Consider the following 18,161-nt stretch of genomic DNA (forward strand, 5'->3'; position numbering starts at 1 on the left):
GTCAATCTAAGATTCCATTTTCTCCAATTTTAGTCCATTAACTCGAAATCATGGCGCATATTTAATTTCTAAATGGAAACAAATGCCCTCGGTAGAAACACGGCACGCAAGCCGGGTTCACGTACTATTTCGGCGTGAAGAGCCTCAAAAAGGATGGCCCCGTATCGGCTTGCCGGGATCGGAAGCGATGTCCGGTCTCTTGTTTGCCGCACATTTTTCTTGTGCGAACTGGCATCCCCTTCAGCCAAAAATGCTCTAAGCTCCCGCGCAACGGACAAAACTATTGGGGAGGGACATCATGGCGTGGACACGCACGGCCGGCTGCTTCGTGGCTGGCATTTTTACACTTCTGGCAGCACAGACGGCCCTGGCGCAGAACAAGGTCAATATCGGTTATACACGGCTCGCCACCGACATCGGCCTCTACGTTGCCGACAAGCGCGGCTATTTCAAAGCCGAGGGGATCGACGTCAATTTCGTGTTGTTTGATTCCGCCGCGCGCATGATTGCACCTGCCGCGACCGGCGATCTCGATGTGGTGGCCGGCGCGACCTCGGCCGGCTTCTACAATGCGGTGGCCCGCGGCATTGATTTGCGCGTCGTCGCCGACAAGGTCTCAACCCCACCCGGCCGCACCAGCCAGACCCTGGTGGTGCGCAAGGCCCTGGTCGATTCCGGACGCTTCAAGACCCTGGCCGATATCAAGGGCCTCAAGGTCGCCAATACGGCGCCGGGCACCGCGTCGATGGCCTCGCTCTACAAAATGATCGAGCGCGCGGGGCTGAAAATCAACGACGTCGAACTCGTCAGCCTGGCTTTCCCGCAACAGGTGCTGGCGCTTTCCAGCGGCGCGATCGACCTCGCCCTGCCGGCCGAGCCGATGACGACCGAAGCGGTGAGCAAGGGCTATGGCATCAAGGTGATCACCGACGACGAAGCCTATCCCTATCACCAGATCGCCGTGCTGTTTTACAGCGGCAAATTCGCCAAGGAACGGCCCGAGGTGGCGCGCAAATTCCTCAAAGCGTTCCTGCGCGGCGTGCGCGACCACAACGACGGGCTGGACGAGCGCGGCAATTTCAAGGGGCCAAAGGGCGAGGCGATCATCGCCATTCTCAACGAATATACGACGATCAAAGACCCCGCCTTTTACCGCTCGTTCCCGCTCGCCTTCTGCAACCCCGATGGCACGATCCGCCTCGACAGCCTGAAGAACGATTTCGAGATCTATAAGAATGCCGGGCTGCTCGAAGGCACGGTCGACCCGCTGAAGCCGGTCGATACATCCTTCCTCGACGCGGTCCTCAAGGAGCTTGGCCCCTATAAGAAGACCGATTGATCACGTCTGCGTATGGGCGAACCAAAAGGACAGTTGCGCCAACAATCCGGCCGCCAGCAGAACGATCCCAACTGCAAGCGCCGGATTGCCGCCGACACCGCCTAACGCGGCGCACACCGCGCCAATGCTCATCTGTACGAAGCCGTAGAGCCCTGAGGCCGAGCCTGCAATGGACGGATTGATACCGAGCGCCGCCGATAAAGCCATCGGCGACGCGATCCCTGTCCCATAACTCAGCAGCAGCATCGGCAGCACTGTCGATAGAACGCCAAGCGAGCCGGCCACCGCGAAAGCCAGGAAGATAAACGCGCTGACACAACTCAGGAGATTGCCGATCACCATGAGACGGCCGGAGGACACGCGTCCGATCAGGCGGCTCACGGTCAGACTGCCGAACCAGGCACCAACAATATTGATGGCCAGATAGATACCAACCTCATGCGCGGGCCGGTGGATCTGATCGATGAAGATAAAGGGCGCCGCACCGATAAAGGCGTAGATAGGCGTCGTCGCGCAGCCACCGCCGATCGTATAACCGAGGAAACCTCGCGACTTCAGAAGCTGCCGGTAGCTGCGCAAAACCGTCCGCACATCCTGCCCCTGGTTGCCCTTGGTTTCAGGCAGCAGACGCCAAATCAAAACGAGATTGACCAGGCCCAGGACGCACAAGGCGGCGAAGATCGACCGCCATCCTGTCACCGCGGCGAGAAAGGAGCCCACGAGCGGCGAAAGCCCTGGCCCTGCCATGACCATCAGGTTCATCAACGACAGCCGCCGCGCGGCGTCATTGCCGGACACGCTGTCGCGGACGATGGCCCGACCAAGAACGAGACCCGAGCATCCACCCAACGCCTGGAAGAAGCGCGTGACGATCAACGCCTGCACCGAAGGCGTGAGCATGGCCACCAGGCTCGCGACGAGATAGATGACCATGCCGACGGCCAGGACCGGCCGACGCCCGAAACGATCCGAGATCGGCCCATAGGTGAGCTGCCCGATCGCGAGGCCAACGATATAGGCGCTCAGGGTGAGTTGCATGGCGCTGGCACTGGCGCCGAGGTCTTGAGCGGCAAGCGGCAAAGCGGGCACGAAAATGTGCATCGCCAGGGTTCCGCTCAGGGTAATCACCGCCAGCAGCCACAGGGGCGCGTGCGCCGGAGGCGGCGGCGCTTGCGCTGCGGGCTTGCGATCGGCGGAAACAGGCGTCATACGCTGCGCTCTTTGTCGTTCAGCTGAACCAGCAGATCGCAGATCAGCTCCTGTACGCCTTTCGCCGCTCCGAATTCGGCTGGCACCAAGTCAACCAGCCATACCGCAATCAGAGGACCATCAATAGGTCAGCGAGTTTCGGCGACAAACGGATTGACGAGACGGCCGATGCCGGTGATTTCGATATCCACAACGTCGCCAGCCTTGAGATTGGGCGAGGTGCCGTCGGTACCCATCCAGATCATGTCGCCAGGATAGAGCGTGATATAGCGCGTGATGGTGCTGATATAGCGGGCGACGCCAAACAGCATGGCGTTGGTGCGAAAGCGCGTCGTCTCCGCGCCATTGACCTTGACGATGGTTTCCAGGCCATCGAGATCGACGTCGGTCTCGATCCACGGGCCCATCGGCTTCCACGTGTCGGGGCCTTTGGCGCGCCACAGCGTGCGGTCTGACTTCTGCCAGCTGCGCTCGCTCACGTCATTGCCGATCGTATAGCCCAGCACGCAGGACAGCGCGTCTGCTTCCGACAGATGTTTGGCCTTCTTGCCGATGACGACGACCAGCTCACCTTCATATTGCACGGCGTCGGTCGCATCATGGGGGATGATCACGGCCTCGCCATGGGCGATCAGGCCATTGTTGGTTCTCTGGCCAACATCGGGCTGGGTCGGCAAGCTCGGAGACTGGCCGGTGCGGGCCGCCACCTTCTGAATGTGCTCGGTGTAGTTGAAGCCGACGGCATAGAACGTCGGCGGGATGACCGGCACTTCGATTTTCACGGCGGCAAGATCGTGCCGGCGCGACGTGCGCGCGTGGTCGCCGAAAGGCGTCCCGTCGACCTCGACGATCCGATCGCCTTCGAGAATTCCATAGAATACATTGCCGTCTCGCGACGCTCTGATCCAACGCACATCGGCCTCCTTTATTGTTCCAATTGGCCGATCACGGATCAGCTCGCGCGCCGGAAGCGCGGACGACGTCGGCCCATTTCGCCACTTCGGCGGCAACGAATGCCGGCATGGCGGCGGGCGGGCGCCAATGGGTGAGGACCGCGTTTCGCTTAAAGGTCTCCTGCACCGATGGCGCCGACAGCGCCTTCTCGATGCTCGCCGCCAGCAGCGCGATCCGATCGGGCGGCGTGCGCGCCGGTGCGAAATAGGCGAACCAGGCATCGGCATCCACATCCGCCACACCGGCTTCCGCCAGCGTCGGAATGTTTGGCAGTTGCGGCATGCGCGCAGACGAGGCAATGGCGATGGCCCGCACAAGGCCGCCTTCGACCTGGCCAAGAATATTGGCAACCGCGACAAAGCCGAAATCGACGATACCGCTGACCAGATCTTGCACCAGCGGCGCGCCACCGCGATAGGGCACATGCACCGCCTTGGTGCCCGTCTTCAGCTTGAACAGTTCGGCGGCGAGATGCGACGACGAGCCGTTGCCGGTGGAGCCGTAATTCAATTTACCGGGCTCGGCGCGCAGCAGATCGACCAGCTGCTGCGCCGTCTGGACCTTCAGCTCGCGCCTGACCACAAGGGCGTGAGGCGCGGTGCAGATGCCGCAGATCGGCGCGAAGCTCTCTATGGTCTTGTAGGCCAGATTGGGAATCAGCGCGTCATTGGTGCCATGGGTCTGCTGAGTACCGAGGACGATGCGATAGCCATCGGGCTCAGCCTGGGCCACGGCCAGCGCGCCGATAGCGCCCCCGCCGCCGCCACGGTTCTCGACGATGATCGACTGCCCCAGGGATTGCGTCATCTGCTCGCCAAGGGCACGGGCGGCGAGATCGACCGAACCGCCCGCCGGATAGGGCACGACCACCGTAACCTGTCGATCGGGAAATCGCGCCTGCGCCATCGCGGGTGCGAAAGCCGCCGCAGACGTACCGGCCAGAAAGCCCCGCCGGCTGATGGAAAATACCGTCACTCAATCCCCCAGTTTGACACCGGCCTGTTTGATCACCCCGGCCCAGAGCTTTTCCTCGCTGGCGATGAAGGCCGCCGCCTCCTGCGGCGTATTGCCGATAGGCTGCGCCGCCTGGTCGAGGAACTTCTTGGTGACGTCCGGCGAGCGGATGACTGCTACCGCATCTTTGTTGATCTTGTCGATGATCGCATCGGGCGTGCCCGGCGGAGCCACCAAGGCAAACCAGGCGATGGCCGAAAAGCCTTTCAGGCCGGATTCCGACACCGTCGGCACATCCGGCAGGTCGGGCGAGCGCTCGAGCGAGCAGACGCCGATGATCTTCAGCATGCCGCCGCGATGCTGCGGCAGCGATTGCGAAATATTGTCGAAAAAGACGTCGACATGGCCGGCGACGAGATCGTTCAACGCCGGGGCGGTGCCGCGATAGGGCACGTGGTTGAACTTGACGCCGGCCATGCTCTCAAACAGCGCCGCAGTCAGATGCGACGTGCTGCCATTGCCCTGATTGGCGCAATTGATCTTGCCTGGATTGGCCTTCGCCTTGGCGATCAGTTCGGCGATGGTCGAGACGCCAAGCTTGTTGCTGACATCGACCACATTGGTGGCCGAGCCGATGATCGTGATCGGTTTGAACTTGGTCGCATCATAGGCGAGCTTGGGATAGAGATTTTGATTGATGGCGATCGGCGGCGGCGGTGCGGCGAGCAAGGTATAACCATCAGGCGCGGCGAAGGCCACGGCCTCGGCGCCGACATTGCCAGCCGCCCCAGTGCGGTTCTCGATGACGACCGGTTGTTTCCAGACCTGGGTAAGTACGTCGGCGATCAAGCGTGGCAGCGCATCGGCCGTGCCGCCGGCGGGAAACGGCACGATGATGCGCACGCTCTGGGTCGGCCAATTAGCGGCGCTTTGTGCCAGAGCCTTTGGCGCCAGCGCGGCGGCGCCCGAAGCCAGTAAGGCCGAATTAAAGCGACGACGATCCATGATTTCCTCCCTCAAGCGACGATCTGTATCGTCTCGTTCTTCTCATTTTTGCCCTGGGCGCGATATTGGCCGATCTTCTGGATCAGTGGTGCGTCTGACATGGAGTAGAGCACCGCATCCTGGGTCCCTGTGTTGACATGACGCCGCCAGAGGAAGTTCGGCACGACGAAAATGTCGTTCTCTTCCCAATCATAGGTGGTACCAGCAATTTCCGTCTGCCCACGCCCCTGCATCACCACATAGGCCGTGCTCGCCGTTTCGCGCTTGAAGCGCGTTTCCTCGCCGGCACGCAGTAATTGCGCGCCATAGCCGACCGTTGGAAACAGCGAAGCGCCATTCACCGGGTTGACGATGTCGAGGAGGATCCCCTCGAACGGATCGCCCGCTTCGCCGCGCAGCGCCGAGAGCGCCGCGACGATATCCTTGCCGCGATAGTGAATATGCGGGCTGGTGTCATGGCCAATGCCACGCGCGGCGGTGGCGAAACGCGGCACCAATCCGCCCTGGCCATAGAGCCGCTGCGAATAACTTGGCGGCAGGCTTTGCTTTTGCACCCGCGCATTGGCCGGTGCATCCGGCATATCCTCATCGAGCCAGATGAGATCGAGAAATTCAAGCACCGGCCAATCGAGCGTGTCGATCCAGGTGACAGGCTCATTGGAATCATTGCCGTGATCGTGCCAGGTGCCGTTGGGCGTGAGGATGATGTCGCCGCGCTCGGCCGCGCAACGCTCGCCCTCCACCGTCGTATAGCCGCCCTTGCGCGACAGAATGGTGCGGCTGGCATTGGGCGAATGCATGTGGGCCGGGGCCAGATCGCCGGAATTGTAGATGGAGACGGCGCAACGCAAGGTGGCCGTCACCTGCAAGCGGCCCGCGAGGCCCGGATTGGTCAAGAGGAACTGTTGCCGATCGGCGAATTCGATTGGCGAGATATTGGCGTTGCGCGCCACATCGGCGATGCGATCGAGGTAAGGCGAAATCTCGCGCCACTTCCACAGATGCGGCAGCGCCTTCATCTGCGCGGCGGCGACACGTCCTTGCGCCAGTTTGCCGGCGGGAACGAGGCCGGTTTCCTTGAACCACGGCCGTTGCGCCGGTGCATTGGCCTGGGTGCGCAACCAGATGTTGAGTTTGCCCGCCTCCGCATTGAGCGCCTCCATGGCGGCACGCGCATCGGTGGGCACACCGCGCGGTGGCTGTGGTTGGGTCATGGACGCATCCTCCCATTTGTATCCAGTCTTCAGCAGGCCGGTTCGCAGCAGACTTGAAGTCAGGGTTTCGGCCTTGTCAACACAGTTGCCTGGTGACCGTCCCAACATTGACTTGACCGGAGGGCTGGCGCTTATATGCGGCTGCGTGGAGAAGCCCATCGCAAGGAAAAACAATGAGCCAACAGGCCGAAATTGAACGCTCCGTGGAGGGAATGCCCAACTGGTCCGGAGACGGTTTTACCCGTGTCCCCTATTGGGTGTTCCAGCGCGACGATGTCTATGCGCGCGAACAGGAAGCGATCTTCCAAGGACCGGTCTGGCACTATCTCTGCCTTGAAGCAGACATTGCCGAGGGCGGCGATTTCTTCACCACCTTCGTTGGCGATGCGCCGGTTGTCGTGACGCGCGATGGCGAAGGCGCCATCCATGCGTTCGAAAATCGCTGCGCCCATCGCGGCGCACTGATCTGCCTCGACGCCAAGGGCAAGGGCAAACGGGACTTCGCCTGCGTCTACCACGCCTGGACCTATGACCTCACCGGCAAGCTCACCGGCGTCGCCTTTCAGAAGGGCGTGAAGGGTAAGGGCGGCATGCCGCCTGACTTCAAGATTTCAGAACATGGGCCGCGCCGCCTGACGGTGACGACGCTGCACGGGCTCGTCTTTGGATCGTTCAGCGCCGATGCGCCGGATTTCAAAAGCTGGCTCGGACCGGAGATCGAGCCGAAGATTGGCCGCGTGCTGGCCGGCCGCAAGCCGGTGGTTCTTGGACGCTACACCCAGGTGCTGCCCAACAATTGGAAGCTCTATATCGAGAACGTCAAGGATTCCTACCACGCTAGTATCCTGCATCTGTTCTTCACGACGTTCGAACTGAACCGCCTGTCGCAGAAAGGCGCCATCGTCGTCGATGAGACCGGCGGCCATCACATCAGCTATTCGGCCGTTGACCGGAAGGCGAACACGGCGGGCGGCGAATATGCGCAGCAAAAGATCCGCTCCGACAGCCAGTACAAGCTCGCCGATCCCTCTTTGCTGCAAGGATTCAACGAACTCGGCGACGACGTCACTCTACAAATCCTCTCGGTGTTCCCAACCTTCGTGCTGCAACAGATTCAGAATTGCATCGCCATCCGGCAGGTGGTGCCCCGCGGGCCTGATCGCACCGACTTGCATTGGACCCTGCTCGGCTTCGAGACCGACACGCCGGAACAGCGATTGACGCGCCTGAAACAGGCCAATCTCGTCGGGCCTGCCGGCTTCATCTCGATGGAAGACGGCTGCGTCGGCGGCTTCGTGCAACGCGGTGTCCGAGCGGCGCCGAACGAACAGGCGATCCTACAGATGGGCGGTTCAACGGTTGAAAGCAGCGAGAGCCGTGTCACAGAAGCCTCGATCCGTGGCTTCTGGAAGGCGTGGCGCGCCCATACCGGCATCTGAGATTCACAGGCAGTCATGTCCAGTATCAACAATGATATTTTCTTCGCCATCGCGCGGGTTCAATCGGACTATGCGCGTTGTATCGACGACGACAGGCTTGAGGAATGGCCCGCCTTCTTCGAGAAGGATTGTCTCTATCGCATCACATCGGCCGCGAGCCATCGCGACGGCTATGAAGCCTCGGTCGTCTTCGCCAATTCGCGCGACATGCTGATCGACCGGATCACCGCCCTGCGCGAAGCCAATATTTACGAACGGCAGTCCTACCGCCATCTCCTCGGCATGCCCTCCATTCTCGGGGCTGAATTGCAGGGCGTGCGCACGGAAACATCGTTCATGGTGGCGCGCATCATGCAGGACGGGACGACAGACCTTTACGCCACGGGCCGCTATCTCGATGTCTGGAGCACCGGCGGTGAAGCGCCGAAACTGGTCGAGCGCGTCGTCGTCTGCGACAGCTCGCGCTTCGACACCTTGCTGGCGATCCCGCTGTGAGCGGCGCCGCGCTCCCCATCGCCGTAACGCTCGGCGATCCCAACGGCATCGGCCCGGAGATTGCCGTCAAGGCCGCCATTCATTCCATAGAAACGGGTGGAATACCGCTCATCTTGGTCGGCGATCGTTATGTCGTGGAGCATTACGTTCGACTTGTCGCTCCGGCGCAATCAATTGTTGATGCCCTATCAGTGCTTGATGTCGATGCCCTGCCGCATCGGCATTTCGCGCCCGGCCGCGTCGATCCCGAGGCTGGACGCGCCACCGTCGCTTATCTACGCGCCGCCATGGATGCGGTCGGCGCCGGGCGCGCACGCGGCATTATCGGCTGTCCGCACAATGAGACCGCCATCAATGCCGCTGGCATTGCCTTCTCTGGCTATCCCGGCCTGATCGCCGAATTATCCGATCTGCCAGAAGACCAAGTGTTCCTGATGCTGATCGGTGGTGGCCTACGCATCGTCCATGCCACCTTGCACGAGCAGCTGTCGAAATCCCTGGCCCGGCTCACGCCCGAACTGGTTGAAGCCGCCGCGACCACCGCTGATGCCGCGCTGCGCCATCTCGGTATCGCCAAGCCGCGCATCGGCGTTTTCGGTATCAATCCCCACGCCGGCGAGGACGGGCTATTTGGCGACGACGACGAACGGATCACCAAGCCTGCCGTCGCAAAACTGCTGGCGGCTGGCATTCAAGTCGAAGGCCCTGTCGGCGCCGATCTGATGCTCGGCCGCAAGGACATCGACTGTTTCGTCGCCATGTATCACGACCAGGGCCACGTGCCGGTGAAGCTGCTGGCCGGGCGCCACGCCTCGGCCCTGTCGATCGGTGGCAAGGCGCTTTTCTCCAGCACCGGCCATGGCAGCGCCTTCGACATTGCCGGCAAAGGCATTGCCGATCCCGAAGGCGTGCTGCGTGCGATCGATTTGATCAGTGGTGTCGCCTGACGCTGCTCAAGCGTTCTTGAAGTTGGGCTTCCGCTTCTCGACGAAGGCCGTCATGCCCTCCTTCTGATCGGCCAGAGAGAAGGTTGCGTGGAAAGTGCGCTTTTCGAAGCGCAATCCATCCGACAGAGACATGTCCTGCGCGACGTTGACGCATTCCTTGACCATCATCGCCACCGGCATGGACATGGAGGCGATGGTCTGCGCCGTGGCGATGGCGTCATCGAGCAATTTGTCGGCCGGGACAACGCGGGCGACGAGACCGGCGCGCTCCGCTTCGGCCGCATCCATCATGCGGCCGGTGAGGCACATTTCCATCGCCTTGGCCTTGCCGACGGCGCGGGTGAAACGTTGCGTCCCCCCCATGCCGGGGATGACACCGAGCTTGATCTCCGGCTGGCCGAATTTCGCCGTGTCGGCAGCGAGAATGAAATCGCACATCATCGCCAGCTCACAGCCGCCGCCGAGCGCGAAGCCGGCAACAGCGGCGATGACAGGCTTGCGCGCCCGCACCAGAATGTCCCAAGGACCGAATTTGTCGGTCTTGAACATATCCATGAAGCCGAGCACCTGCATTTCCTTGATGTCGGCGCCGGCGGCGAAAGCCTTGGCCGATCCGGTGATGACCATGGCGCCGATGCTGTCGTCGACCTCGAAGGAGGCGACCGCATCGGTGACGTCGAGCATGATCTGCCGGTTCAGGGCATTCAGCGCATCAGGCCGGTTGAGCGTGATGAGGCCGACGCGCTCGCGGCGCTCGACGAGAATGGTTTCATAGGTCTTGGTCGACATGGCTAGTCTCCGGAACGGGCGCGAATGGCGTTAATGATGGCCGAGAAATCCTCGCCGGCGTGACCGGCGGCGTTGAACGTGTCGTAAATGTCCTTGGCGTGGGCGCCAAGCGCGCAATCAGCATGGGCGGCGCGCGCCGCCTCCATGGCGAGCGACAGATCCTTGAGCATCAGTTCGGCGGCGAAGCCCGGCTTATAGCCGTTGTTGGCCGGGCTCGTCGGCACCGGCCCCGGCACCGGGCAATAGTTGTTCATCGACCAGCACTGGCCGGATGCGGTCGAGACCACATCGAACAAGGCCTGATGCGACAGGCCGAGCTTTTCGGCCAGAACGAAGGCCTCGCCGACGGCGATCATCGAAATGCCGAGCACCATATTGTTGCAGATTTTCGCTGCCTGGCCGGCGCCATCGCCGCCGCAGTGAACGATCTTCTTACCCATATGGGCGAGCACGGGCTCGCCGGCGGCAAAGGCCTTATCCGATCCACCGACCATGAAGGTCAGTGTGCCGGCCGTCGCCCCGCCGACGCCGCCCGACACCGGCGCATCGAGCGACAGCATGCCGGCCTTCTGCGCGATCGCATGCGCGGCGCGCGAGCTGGTGACGTCGATGGTCGAGCAATCGACAAAAAGGGTGCCGCTCTTGGCCTTCGCCAGCGGTCCCTGCGGATCATTGTAGACAGACAGCACATGCTTGCCCGCCGGCAGCATGGTGATGATCACATCGGCGCCAGCGGCCAAGTCGCCGGCACTTTTGACAATGCGGCCGCCGGCGGTCGCGCCAGCTTTCTGCGCGGTCTCCGAAAGATCAAAGGCCGCCATCGTATGGCCTGCCTTGACCAGATTGGCGAGCATGGGCGCGCCCATGTTGCCCAAACCAATGAAACCGATCGTCGCCATCCGACCCTCCGGATCTTATGAATTGAAAACCATGTCACCCGCCACGGGCGGGGCGAAGAAAGCGGCGACGTCAGCGGCGCTCACGCCCGCCAGCGTATCGGGCTGCCAACTGGGCTTCTGATCTTTATCGACAACCACAGCGCGAATGCCCTCGATCATATCATGACGGCGGATGCAGGCGGTGGCGATGCGATATTCCATGCGCAGGCTTGCCTTGAGATCGTTGGCGGCCCGCGCTTCGCGCAAAGCGCGCAGGGTCACTTTCAGCGAAGTGGGCGAATGGCGACGCATGCGGTTCGCAGCTTCCGCTAAGAAGTCATTGCCGGCACCATCAAGCGCCACAAGAATCTCTTCAATCGTCTTCTTCGAGAAGCCGGCATCGATAGCCGCACGATGCGTCGCCAACGCACTCACCGGCGGCTCGGTCGCAACCGAACGGATGGCCGCCTCGACCTCTGCCGCATTTTTCACCTGCGCCAAGGCTTCGATCAACCCGGGCAGCGCAGCGCTGGGGCAATAATAATCGGCCATGCCGCAGACGAGCGCGTCGGCGCCCGACATCGGAATGGCAGTGAGCCCGGCCCAGGTGCCGAGTTCGCCAGGCGCGCGGGCGAGCAGATAGGAGCCCCCCACATCAGGCGAAAAGCCAATCGCCACTTCCGGCATCGCCAGGCGCGTGCGGTCGGTGACGATGCGATGGGAACCGTGGGCGGAAATGCCGACGCCGCCACCCATGACGATGCCGTCCATCAACGCGATATAGGGCTTCGGAAAAGCGCTGATGGCCGCGTTGACGATATATTCCTCGCGCCAGAAATCATCGGCGATATAGCGGCCAGCCCGCGCCTCGTCATAGATGAGGCGGATATCGCCGCCAGCGCACAGGCCACGCTCGCCCGCACCATCGACCAGCACAGCGACAACAGCCGGATCATTCCGCCACGTTTCAAGTGCATCACCCATGACGCGGACCATGTCGCGGCTAAGTGCATTCAGCGCCTTGGGCCGGTTGAGTGTCAGGCGACCAATATTCCCCTGCCGCGCCACCACAATATCGTTCATTGGCCCCGCCCGAGGAGCGCGCGCGATACGATCAGCCGCATGATTTCGTTCGTTCCTTCGAGAATTTGATGGACGCGCAGATCTCGCACGATTTTCTCGATGCCGTAATCGGCCAGATAGCCATAGCCGCCATGCAATTGCAGCGCATCATTGGCGACGTTGAATCCGGTATCGGTGGCGAACTTCTTGGCGCTGGCGCAAAGCCTGGTCGCCTGCGGATCGCCCGCATCCAAGGCCGCAGCGGCACGCCACAACAGGGTGCGGGCCGCTTCCAGATCGATCTCCATATCGGCGAGGCGGAACTGCAGCGCTTGGAATTCCTCCAGGCGCTTGCCGAAAGCCTGGCGTTCCTTGACATAGGCGCAGGCTTTATCGAGCGCGCCCTGCCCGCCGCCAATGGAACAGGCGCCAATATTGAGGCGGCCACCGTCAAGGCCACCCATGGCGATACGGAAGCCCATGCCCTCCTGCCCCAACAATTGCGACGACGGCACCCTGACGTCTTCAAGGATCACCTGACGGGTCGGCTGCGTGTGCCAGCCCATTTTCCTTTCGTTGGCGCCAAACGACAGGCCCTTGGCGCCTTTCTCGACGATGAAACAGGAGATGCCGTTCGGCCCGGCGCCGCCGGTGCGCGCCATCACCAGATAGAGATCCGTCGCGCCGGCGCCGGAGATGAATTGCTTGACGCCGTTGAGAACGAAATCACCGCCGTCCTTGCGGGCGCTGGTGCGCAACGCCGCCGCGTCCGAACCGCAGGACGGCTCCGTCAGGCAATAGCTCGACAGCATCCTGGCATCGAGCAACGGCGGTAGCCATTGTTGCCGCTGGGCCTCATCGCCGAAGCGGTCGACCATGCCGGCGACCATATTATGGATCGACAGATAGGCGGCCGTGGACGGGCAGCCTCTCGCCAGGGCTTCAAAGATCAATGCCGCGTCGAGCCGCGACAGGCCGCTACCGCCATGATCGGCGCGAACATAAATCGAAGCCATGCCGAGGCCAGCGGCCGCGCGGAAGACTTCGACGGGGAAATGCTTCTCTTCGTCCCAGCGTAGGGCATGGGGCGCGATTTCATCCCGCGCAAAAGCCAGCGCCATATCGCGGATCGCGGTTTGCTGTTCGTCGAGCGCGAATTGCACTGTCGGCCCCTCGCCTGCATGCGGCTTGTCATCCATGCGATGCCTTTTCGATCAGGGCGCCGGCCGCTCGTCGGCGATGACCTTTCCGTCGTTCGGCAATTGGCCGCGTTTCACCAGTTTGACCGTGCCGCGCAGCTTTGTCACTTCCGCCAAAGCGGAAACGATCCCTTCCGCCGCGTCGTCGCTATCAGTCTCGGCGTGCAACTGCATGGTATCCTGCTCGTTGCTGCGCTGGACCACCAGGCGCAGACGGCCGAGCTGGGGAAAGCGACGGCCGATTTCAGCGATCTGCGAGGGATGCACGAACATGCCCTTGATCTTGGTCGTCTGATCGGCGCGGCCGAGCCAGCCACGGATGCGCATGTTGGTGCGCCCGCAAGGCGACTTGCCAGACAGAAACGCGGACAGATCGCCGGTGGCAAAGCGCAACAGCGGATAATCCCGGCAAAGGCGTGTCACCACCACTTCGCCGACTTCGCCTTCCGCGACCGGCTCACCCGTGCCGGGCTTGACGATTTCGACGATGATCCCTTCGTTGACCATCATTCCTTCGATGATGCGGCCCTTGCCGGCGCTGGTTTCGAAGGCGACGATACCGAGATCCGCGGTGGCATAGCATTGGCGCACATTGATGCCGCGCTTGACCAGCTCTTCGCGCAAGGAGGGCGGCAGCGCCGCGCCTGAGACGAGGCCGCGCTGAACCGACGACATGTCGCGCTTCATCTCGGTGCCCTTGTCGAGCAGGATTTTCAAATAGTCCGGCGTGCCGCAATAGGCACGTGGCCGATAATGCGCGACAGCGGCCACCACCATTTCCGTATTGCTGGGCCCGGCCGGAATGACCGCGCAGCCGAGCGCCCGCGCGGCGCTCTCCATCATGTGACCGCCGGGGGTGAGATGATAGGAGAAGCAGTTGAGGACGATGTCGCCCTTCTTGACGCCGGCGGCAAAAAGCGCCCGCGCGCCGCCCCACCAATCCTTGCCAGTGCCCTGGGGCTCGAAGATCGGCCCGGGCGATACGAAAAGCCGTTCGAAACCCGCCGCCTTCGTCACCGACAGACCACCGAACGGCGGATCGTCCCCCTGCAATTCAATGAGGCTCGACTTGCGCAGCACCGGAATGGCGGCGAGGTCATCTCGGGTCTTGATCTTTTCGAGCGTGACGCCCTTGAGCTGCGCCCGCAGGCCAGACGCGCTGGTCCGCGCATGGGTCATGACAGCGCGGAAATCACGCATCAACGCCCTCTCGCGCACTTCAGGTGCCCGTACTTCAAATCGATCGAAATTCATAATCCCAACCCGTCAACTCAAAACGTGAGCCATTAAGACGAAAGTAAATGGAGGTGCAAGTCTTCCACCGCATGCTGTATCATGCAAGCCAGCGTTTACGGCGTTTGTAATGCTTGACGTCTCGGAAACTCTTGCGCCCGGCGCCGGAGATTCCGAGATAGAATTCCTTGACATCTTCATTGTCACGCAGATGTTGCGCATCGCCGTCAAGAACAACGCGGCCATTTTCAAGAATATAGCCCCAGCTGGCATAGCGTAGTGCGATACTGGTGTTCTGTTCCGCCAGAAGAAACGAGACGCCTTCCTTGGAATTGAGACTTTTTACAATTTCAAAGATCTCCTCGACGATCTGCGGCGCCAGGCCCATGGACGGCTCATCAAGCAGGATCATCTTCGGTCGCGACATCATCGCGCGGCCGATGGCGCACATCTGCTGTTCACCGCCCGACGTATAGCCAGCCATGGAGGTGCGGCGCTGCCGGAGACGCGGAAAATATTCGTAAATTGCTTCAAGATCGCGGGCGATCGCCGCGCGGCCGTCACGGCGGGTGAAAGCGCCGGTAAGCAGATTTTCCTCAATAGTGAGATGGCCAAAGCAATGCCGCCCTTCCATCACCTGGATGCAGCCGCGCCGCACCAGTTCGCTGGCCGACAGGCGATCGACCCGCGCACCGTCGAACTCTATTGACCCTTTTGTGACTTCGCCGCGTTCGGCGCGCAGCAGATTGGAGATGGCCTTGAGCGTCGTCGTCTTGCCGGCGCCATTGGCGCCCAGCAGCGCGACGATGCCACCGCGCGGCACGACCAAAGAGACCCCTTTCAGCACGAGAATGACGTGGTCGTAGATGACCTCGATATTGTTCACCGCCAGAACGGCATCCGTTTGGGTCTCGTCTGTCACGGGCTTACCCCTCCGCGAAAATACGAAGACCCTCCCGGCCTAAGCCGGGAGGGCGTGGAAACTCCCGTCAGCTCGGGCTGTCGCAAGTCTCCGCCCGCTTCGGCCAACCTGTATTGCTCGAGGCATATTCTTTCGCGGCGCTTTCGATCAGCGGGCGCACTTTATCCTTGATCGGTGATATCCAGTCCGACGCCTTCACATATTTTGCGCCATCCCATTCTGCCACAAAGGCCTTGTTATGGCCGTTGTGATCGGCGCAGGTGACGCGTACAGGCGCGGCAAAGCCCTCCATGCCAAGCTCTTTCAGGCGAGCCTCGGTGATGTTGAGGCTTTCCAGGCCGCGGCGCACATCGGTGCCATCCACCACTTTCTTGCCCGTAATTTGCTGAGCAGTGCGGATCGCTTCGGCTATGAGCACGGAGTTATAGACACCACGATTGTAAAGAGCCTCACCGATACGATTGCGGTTCTCCACCTTCGACAGCTTTTTGTCGAAGACATGTTTGATGATGTCCTGCATGATCGGATAGTCGATGCCGGTCTGATTGAAGCTCAGGGCCTTATAACCCTTGGCTTCGGCGCCGCCGCCACGGGCATCGTCGTCACCACCGGCCCACCACACGCCGACCATCTTGCCGACGGGATAGTTGTTGCGGATTGCCTCCTTCACCGTCGTCGGGTTCATGGCGCCGAAGCCCTGATTGTAGATGAAATCAGGCCGGTCGCGGCGGATCGCCAACCAGGTGCCGCTTTGATTCTGCATGTCGGCGGCGGCAATGGGATAGAGCTTCAGTTCGAAGCCATATTCCTTGGCGAGGTTTTCGAGCAGCGGGATCGGTTCCTTGCCAAAGGGCGCGTCGAGGTGAATGAGGCCGAGCTTCTTGCCCTTCAGCTTGTCGAAGCCGCCCAATTGCTGCGCCATATAGGTCACCATGACCGAGGCGCCATCCCAATAGGTGGCGGGCGGATTGAAGATCCACGGAAAGACCGACCCGTCAGCGGAAGCAGACAGACCATAGGCCATGGACAGCATGGGGATCTTGTCGACCGAGGCGCGCGGGATGAGCTGCAGGGTGATGCCCGTCGAATACGGGTTCGTCATCACCGGCTTCTTGTCCTTCACCGCCTCGTAGCATTCGACACCTTTTTTGGTGTCGTAGCCGGTTTCACATTCCTCGATGAGAATTTTGACGCCACCAATGCCGCCGTCGCGCTGGTTCAACATCTCCAGATAATCGCGCATGCCGTCGGCAATGGGAGTGCCGGACCCGGCGAAGGGACCGGTGCGATAGGTGAACAGCGGCACATAGACCGAGTCCTGCGCGGATGCCCGTTCATATGCGGGCACCCCCATCAGGACACCGCCCACGAGACCCAATGCCAATGCTGATTTCTTCATTGCATTCCCTCCTCGCTACAACCCTTGCGTCGACCAGCCGTCAATACGGGAACGGCCAGACGCGCAGCTTCTGCTTCCCGATCTGCCAGAGCCGCGCCAGCCCGTGCGGCTCAACGATCAGGAAGAAAAGGATCAAGACACCCAGAATGATATAATTGAAATGCTCGGCGATCGGCCCACTCAGCGCGATGCCCATGGCCGGCAGGCCGAATTTGAGCGCCGTCGGCAAAATCGAGATGAAGGCCGCGCCGAAGTAAGAGCCGATGATACTGCCGAGGCCACCAATGATGACCATGAACAAGATAATGAAGCTTTGATTGATGTTGAAGGCGTCGTTGGCTTCGCCACCGCCGTACCACAGGAACATCATGCAGGCGCCGGCGACACCGCAATAGAAGGACGAGACGGCAAAGGACAGAAGCTTCGCCGGCAACAGGCGGATGCCCATCAGCTCGGCGGCGATGTCCATATCGCGCACCGCCATCCAACTGCGGCCGATCCGACCGTGAACCAGATTGGAGGCGATCCAGGTGAGCAAGACGACAATGGACAACAGCACCAGATAGCGCGTCACCGGCAGCGCATTGGCGCCTGTCACCGGCAGCCCGGCGAGGAGACGCTGCGGCACCTCAATGGCGCCCGAGGCATTGTAATTATAGAGCCAGGGAATGCGCACGAAGCTCCATTGCAGGAAGAATTGCGCGGCCAATGTCGCGACCGTCAGATAGAAGCCTTTGATGCGCAGCGACGGCAGGCCGAAGACGACGCCGATGGCAGCCGCAAAGAAGCCAGAGGCCAGAATCCAGATGACAATGTTCACCCCCGGAAAGATCGTCGTCAGCTTGTAGCAGGCATAGGCGCCCACCCCCATGAAAGCGCCGGAGCCGAGCGAGATGAGGCCGGTATAGCCAGTGAGAATATTGAGCCCGATGGCGGCCAGCGCGAACACCAGGAACGGGATCATCACCGTCTGAATGAGGAAATTGCTGCCGAAGACGGGAATGGCGACAAAAGCCACGGCCAGGATAACGGCAAGACCGATCCGATCCTGCAGGATCGGAAAGATCGCCATATCGGCGGCATAGCTCTTCTTGAATTGCCCCGCCTCGCGATAGAACATGCG

General features: G+C 61.5%; 17 protein-coding genes. 4 read left to right on the forward strand and 13 right to left on the reverse strand.

Annotation, left to right across the window (positions count from 1 at the left end):
- The first annotated feature begins 298 nt into the window (after positions 1-298).
- The gene (locus tag BLW50_RS15740; protein WP_090704235.1) at positions 299-1,339 is read left to right on the forward strand and encodes an ABC transporter substrate-binding protein; all 1,041 of its coding nucleotides are present in this window, start codon (positions 299-301) and stop codon (positions 1,337-1,339) included.
- Here the strand turns inward: BLW50_RS15740 and BLW50_RS15745 are convergent, their stop codons facing one another.
- The 5 genes from BLW50_RS15745 to BLW50_RS15765 are packed head-to-tail and all read right to left on the reverse strand — an operon-like array spanning position 1,340 to position 6,675.
- Positions 1,340-2,623: a multidrug effflux MFS transporter gene (locus BLW50_RS15745; protein ID WP_348272880.1), complete on the reverse strand. Its 1,284-nt coding sequence runs from the start codon at positions 2,621-2,623 to the stop codon at positions 1,340-1,342.
- Between the two features lie 53 nt (positions 2,624-2,676).
- Entirely contained in the window at positions 2,677-3,462 is a 786-nt protein-coding gene (locus BLW50_RS15750; protein WP_090704239.1) for a fumarylacetoacetate hydrolase family protein, read from the reverse strand.
- A 31-nt stretch (positions 3,463-3,493) separates the two neighbouring features.
- Complete coding sequence (locus BLW50_RS15755; RefSeq protein ID WP_090704241.1) at positions 3,494-4,477, reverse strand: Bug family tripartite tricarboxylate transporter substrate binding protein; 984 nt, start codon at positions 4,475-4,477, stop codon at positions 3,494-3,496.
- Entirely contained in the window at positions 4,478-5,461 is a 984-nt protein-coding gene (locus BLW50_RS15760) for a Bug family tripartite tricarboxylate transporter substrate binding protein (RefSeq protein WP_090704243.1), read from the reverse strand.
- A gap of 11 nt (positions 5,462-5,472) precedes the next feature.
- The gene (locus BLW50_RS15765) at positions 5,473-6,675 is read right to left on the reverse strand and encodes a cupin domain-containing protein (protein ID WP_170850180.1); all 1,203 of its coding nucleotides are present in this window, start codon (positions 6,673-6,675) and stop codon (positions 5,473-5,475) included.
- 173 nt (positions 6,676-6,848) lie between these two features.
- Between BLW50_RS15765 and BLW50_RS15770 the strand changes: the two genes are divergently transcribed.
- From BLW50_RS15770 to BLW50_RS15780, 3 genes are read left to right on the forward strand one after another with little or no spacing between them, the layout of a single operon-like run.
- Positions 6,849-8,114: an aromatic ring-hydroxylating dioxygenase subunit alpha gene (locus tag BLW50_RS15770; RefSeq protein WP_090704247.1), complete on the forward strand. Its 1,266-nt coding sequence runs from the start codon at positions 6,849-6,851 to the stop codon at positions 8,112-8,114.
- Positions 8,115-8,129: 15 nt separating this feature from the next.
- Positions 8,130-8,609, forward strand: a complete 480-nt coding sequence (locus BLW50_RS15775; protein ID WP_090704249.1) for an aromatic-ring-hydroxylating dioxygenase subunit beta — start codon at positions 8,130-8,132, stop codon at positions 8,607-8,609.
- Entirely contained in the window at positions 8,606-9,556 is a 951-nt protein-coding gene (locus BLW50_RS15780) for a PdxA family dehydrogenase (RefSeq protein ID WP_090704251.1), read from the forward strand. Before BLW50_RS15775 ends, BLW50_RS15780 begins: the two co-directional genes overlap by 4 nt.
- A 6-nt stretch (positions 9,557-9,562) precedes the next feature.
- On the opposite strand, the gene BLW50_RS15785 is transcribed toward BLW50_RS15780, so the two are convergent.
- From BLW50_RS15785 to BLW50_RS15820, 8 genes are all read right to left on the reverse strand, one after another.
- Positions 9,563-10,345 carry an enoyl-CoA hydratase gene (locus BLW50_RS15785; protein WP_090704253.1) on the reverse strand — a complete coding sequence of 261 codons (783 nt, stop codon included), beginning with the start codon at positions 10,343-10,345 and terminating at the stop codon, positions 9,563-9,565.
- 2 nt (positions 10,346-10,347) lie between these two features.
- Entirely contained in the window at positions 10,348-11,244 is an 897-nt protein-coding gene (gene mmsB, locus BLW50_RS15790; protein ID WP_090704255.1) for a 3-hydroxyisobutyrate dehydrogenase, read from the reverse strand.
- Positions 11,245-11,259: 15 nt separating this feature from the next.
- Complete coding sequence (locus BLW50_RS15795; protein WP_090704257.1) at positions 11,260-12,306, reverse strand: enoyl-CoA hydratase/isomerase family protein; 1,047 nt, start codon at positions 12,304-12,306, stop codon at positions 11,260-11,262.
- Positions 12,303-13,448: an acyl-CoA dehydrogenase family protein gene (locus BLW50_RS15800; protein WP_170850407.1), complete on the reverse strand. Its 1,146-nt coding sequence runs from the start codon at positions 13,446-13,448 to the stop codon at positions 12,303-12,305. Before BLW50_RS15800 ends, BLW50_RS15795 begins: the two co-directional genes overlap by 4 nt.
- A 51-nt stretch (positions 13,449-13,499) precedes the next feature.
- Positions 13,500-14,684 carry a phenylacetate--CoA ligase family protein gene (locus tag BLW50_RS15805; RefSeq protein ID WP_244544268.1) on the reverse strand — a complete coding sequence of 395 codons (1,185 nt, stop codon included), beginning with the start codon at positions 14,682-14,684 and terminating at the stop codon, positions 13,500-13,502.
- A gap of 133 nt (positions 14,685-14,817) precedes the next feature.
- Entirely contained in the window at positions 14,818-15,639 is an 822-nt protein-coding gene (locus BLW50_RS15810; RefSeq protein WP_090704263.1) for an ABC transporter ATP-binding protein, read from the reverse strand.
- 67 nt (positions 15,640-15,706) lie between these two features.
- Positions 15,707-17,038, reverse strand: a complete 1,332-nt coding sequence (locus BLW50_RS15815; RefSeq protein WP_090704265.1) for an ABC transporter substrate-binding protein — start codon at positions 17,036-17,038, stop codon at positions 15,707-15,709.
- A gap of 40 nt (positions 17,039-17,078) precedes the next feature.
- Entirely contained in the window at positions 17,079-18,158 is a 1,080-nt protein-coding gene (locus tag BLW50_RS15820; protein ID WP_090704267.1) for a branched-chain amino acid ABC transporter permease, read from the reverse strand.
- Between the last annotated feature and the right edge of the window lie 3 nt (positions 18,159-18,161).

Origin of the sequence: Beijerinckia sp. 28-YEA-48 (assembly GCF_900104955.1) — a bacterium.
Taxonomy (GTDB): Bacteria; Pseudomonadota; Alphaproteobacteria; order Rhizobiales; family Beijerinckiaceae; genus Terripilifer.